General features: G+C 46.5%; 3 protein-coding genes. All 3 read left to right on the top strand.

Going from position 1 to position 3,825, the window contains the following annotated elements:
- A partial coding sequence (locus tag JHD69_RS19200) for a hypothetical protein (protein WP_199141956.1) occupies positions 1–208 on the top strand: 208 nt, incomplete at its 5' end.
- 349 nt (positions 209–557) lie between these two features.
- Positions 558–1,313, top strand: coding sequence for a polysaccharide biosynthesis/export family protein (locus JHD69_RS19205; protein WP_199141957.1), 756 nt, complete (start codon positions 558–560; stop codon positions 1,311–1,313).
- Positions 1,313–3,715, top strand: coding sequence for a GumC family protein (locus tag JHD69_RS19210; protein ID WP_199141958.1), 2,403 nt, complete (start codon positions 1,313–1,315; stop codon positions 3,713–3,715). Before JHD69_RS19205 ends, JHD69_RS19210 begins: the two co-directional genes overlap by 1 nt.
- Positions 3,716–3,825 lie beyond the last annotated feature (110 nt).

Below are 3,825 nucleotides of genomic sequence, written 5' to 3' on the forward strand. Positions count from 1 at the left end.
CCCCCCCCCCCCCCCCCCCCCCCCCCCCCCCCCCCCCCCCCCCCCCCCCCCCCCCCCCCCCCCCCCCCCCCCCCCCCCCCCCCCCCCCCCCCCCCCCCCCCCCCCCCCCCCCCCCCCCCCCCTCCCCCCCCCCCCCCCCCCCCCCCCCCATGTCGTGGTTCGTCGGCAGCGTCAGATGTGTATAAGAGACAGTATGGATACCCCGTAGGCCCTGCTATATAATAAACATCGTTATTAGCATCATTTGAGCATCCGATTATCGTAGAATATTGCGCAGAACTACATAAGGTTGAAAATAAAAGCAATATTAAGAATATAAATTTCTTAAACCACCCATTTAAATATTCATTTTCCAATAGCATGTTGATTTTATTTACCTATGTAAATTCAACTCGCATGCCAGCTTAATTATCGGTAGTCGCTAAATATTGCACAAGCATATAGTACAACCTTTGTTTATTTTGAATTTTATAATCATCTTTATGCTTGATTAAATCTAGATTATACCATTGAAATATTTAGCTAACCTCTTCTTGTTTCTTCTCGCATTTACATGCTTGACTTCCTGTGCCGTGCGCAAGGAAAAAACGCTCTTCAACGCACCTTCGGATATCGTAACCGACACCATCAAACAGGTTTATGTGGTAAACGACCAAGGCCTTGGAGACCTCTATTACCGCATTAAGGTAAACGATCTTTTGGCGGTACGAAACGTACAGAACAAGGAATTTGGCGTAACAAATGCAACTTCTACCGTGACCACTGCAGGCGCAGTAAATGCATCGGGGAGCAACATCGTTTCTTATCAGGTAGACGTAGATGGCTCGGTAAACCTGCCTGCCATTGGCCGAGTAAATGTACTTGGGCTAACACGAAGGGAGGCAACGGCTAAGTTGCAACAGATTTATGCGGAGAAATTATTGGTCGACCCTATCATAGAGCTTACCGTTGTAAACGTTAAGGTGACGCTATTGGGCGAATTCAACAAACAAGGCAATTTTTTGCTCGAACGCGACAACACCACATTAATCGATATTTTGGGAGAAGCTGGCGGGATCTCTAAAAATGCCGACCCCAAAACATGCAAAATTATCCGTGGCAACAGGAGCAACCCTGAGGTTATTTACGTAAATCTGAACGACATCAACAGCTTGGGCAGTAAAAAACTGATTTTGCAGAACAACGACATTATTTTGATCCAACCTACAAAAAATGCCGCTTTGAGCGAAAAACTGCAAAGCTTTAACAACATTGTACAGCCGCTTCTTGTTGTAATTAACCTTGCTGTATTGATCTATACTTTTACCAGATAATGAACAACCCTGAAACTGCACCTAACCCGAAATCTGTAAGACAGGATATTGATTTCTACAAAATATTCAAGGTCTTTTTAAGCCGCTGGTACTGGATTGCTGGTTGCGTAGTCATTGCGCTGATCATTGCAAGAATCAATCTTTTATTTACGCCGCCCATTTACCAAACCAGCGGCTCGTTAAAACTGCAGGAAAGCAATCCGACCATCAATACCATGGCCAATGCGCCTTCTACACAGGTTTACAACTATACCGACAAAATACAGGCTGAAGGCTTTGTTATCCGTAGCAACGACGTGATTATGAATGCCATTTCCAATATCGATTATAAGATTTCCTATTACCTAAAGGGAAGGATAAGAACCAGCGAGCTCTATCCTCAAAAACCCTTCAAGATAGAAATTCTGCAACAGGATTCTGTAAATTTCGATCGGTCTAAATACTATGTGGAAGCCATCAACGCCAGTACTTTTGCGTTATCGTTGGGTGAAAAAGGCGCTAAAAACACCATCCGCTATGGCGAACCCATCAAAATGGGCAACATGGTTTTTAAGATTACGAGCCCTATCCCACCAGGCTCTTATAGCTTCAAGTTCAACACCAAGGAAGATTTTGTTGGCCGTGCAAGCGGCATCAGCACCGGCGAGGCAGCTCGTTTTACCAACATCATGTACATCAGCCTAACTGATGCAAACCCCGTTTTTGCAGCCGACATGCTCAATGCCATCATGAAAGAATATGTGGCTTATGACGCCGCCCAAAAAAGAAGATCGGCAAGTCAGACCATTGAGTTCATCAACAACCAACTGAAACTGGTAAACCGTAAAGCCGATACTGCAGGCAACAAACTGACCGATTACAAGGTAAAAAACAAGATCATCGATCTGGGCAGCAGCACACAGATGGATATCGGCAAATTGAGCGACTTTGAAAAGCAAAAATCCATCATCAGTATTGAAATGGTAGGCATTAAGCAGCTTGAAAACCAGATCAACAACAGCCGGGGCAAGATAGACATCAACATGGATTTGGAAGGCAACGTTGGCACCTTGTTGGGCGGGCTCATCAGCCAGCTTAATACTTTTATTTTAAGCAGAGAAACCAAACTTACCCAATTCAGGCCCAATTCTCAACCGATACAGGAATTGGACGAGCAGATTGCTACCCTTAAAGCCTCGATCAGGAGCAATATCAATTCGCTAAAGGAACGCAACCTCAAAACCTTAAGGTATCTCGATTCGCAGATTGGACAAGCCAACCAGAATATCAGCAAAATACCCAGCAAGGAAAGAGACTTTGTACAGTTCCAAACCAATTTCGACGTCAACAACAAGGTACTCACCTACCTTTCAGAAAAGAAACTGGAATCGGAAATGAATGCGGCCGCTATTGTTCCCGGTGCGGCCATTGTAAACCTGGCCTATCCTTCTTATGCGGCAATTTCGCCACAACCACAACGCCTCTACTCCTTTGCGGCCATGCTGGGGCTTGCCTGTGGTTTCGGGCTTATTTTGTTGGTGCGCTTCCTCAACCCTTACATCTACGACAAGGAAACGGTAGAAGCCTTAACCAACACCCCAATCATCGGCGTAATCAGGAAATTCCCAGAATACATTGACAAGGACAACAGACAGGCCCTTTCGTTATCAAAGCCGAAATCGGTATTTGCCGAATCGGTACGCTCGGTTAGAACCAACCTCAGCTTTTTGGCTAGCCATAAAAAGAGCAAAACCATCTGTATCACCTCAGAAATCTCTGGCGAGGGAAAATCGTTTGTGACGGTAAACTTGGCCGGAACGCTGGCGCTTATCGACAAAAAAATCATATTGATTGCGGCAGACTTGCGCAGATCTAAGCTCCACAAGGTATTTGGCAGCAACAATAAGGTGGGATTGAGCTCTTATTTATCAGGTCAAAAAACGCTGGAAGAAGTTCTCATCCACGACGATGTACACAATATCGATTTTATTCCTTCGGGCCCAGTGCCGCCCAACCCTTCAGAACTGCTGCATACCGATGCCATGAAAAAGCTGCTCGAAATCCTAGCGCCACAGTACGATTATGTACTGGTAGATACAGCTCCGGTTGGTTTGGTTTCCGATGCCATTCCGCTCATCAGGCAGTCTGACGTGAATCTGTTTGTAATCCGCTCGGGCAAATCGCAATACAGGGCCGCAGCCATTCCAGAAAGGCTATCGAGAGAATATGGATTGAGCAATATGGCGATTGTACTGAATGCCTTTGGCGACGATGCGCTCCACTCCAACTATTACACGACCGATTATGCCAGAGGGGGTGGCAACAGTACCTATTACTACTCTGATTATTCTGGCTATGCAGGCTCCGGCTATTATGAAGATCCTAAAAAATGGTGGCAGTTTTGGAAAAAGAAAGACGAATAACCGCTTACCGCCTATCTTAACACGTGTATGATAGACCTGTCTCTTATACACATCTAAAAAGGGGGGGGGGGGGGGGGGGGGGGGGGGGGGGGGGGGGGGGGGGGGGGGGG

Source organism: Pedobacter sp. ASV12 (assembly GCF_016429155.1).
Lineage (GTDB): Bacteria > Bacteroidota > Bacteroidia > Sphingobacteriales > Sphingobacteriaceae > Pedobacter.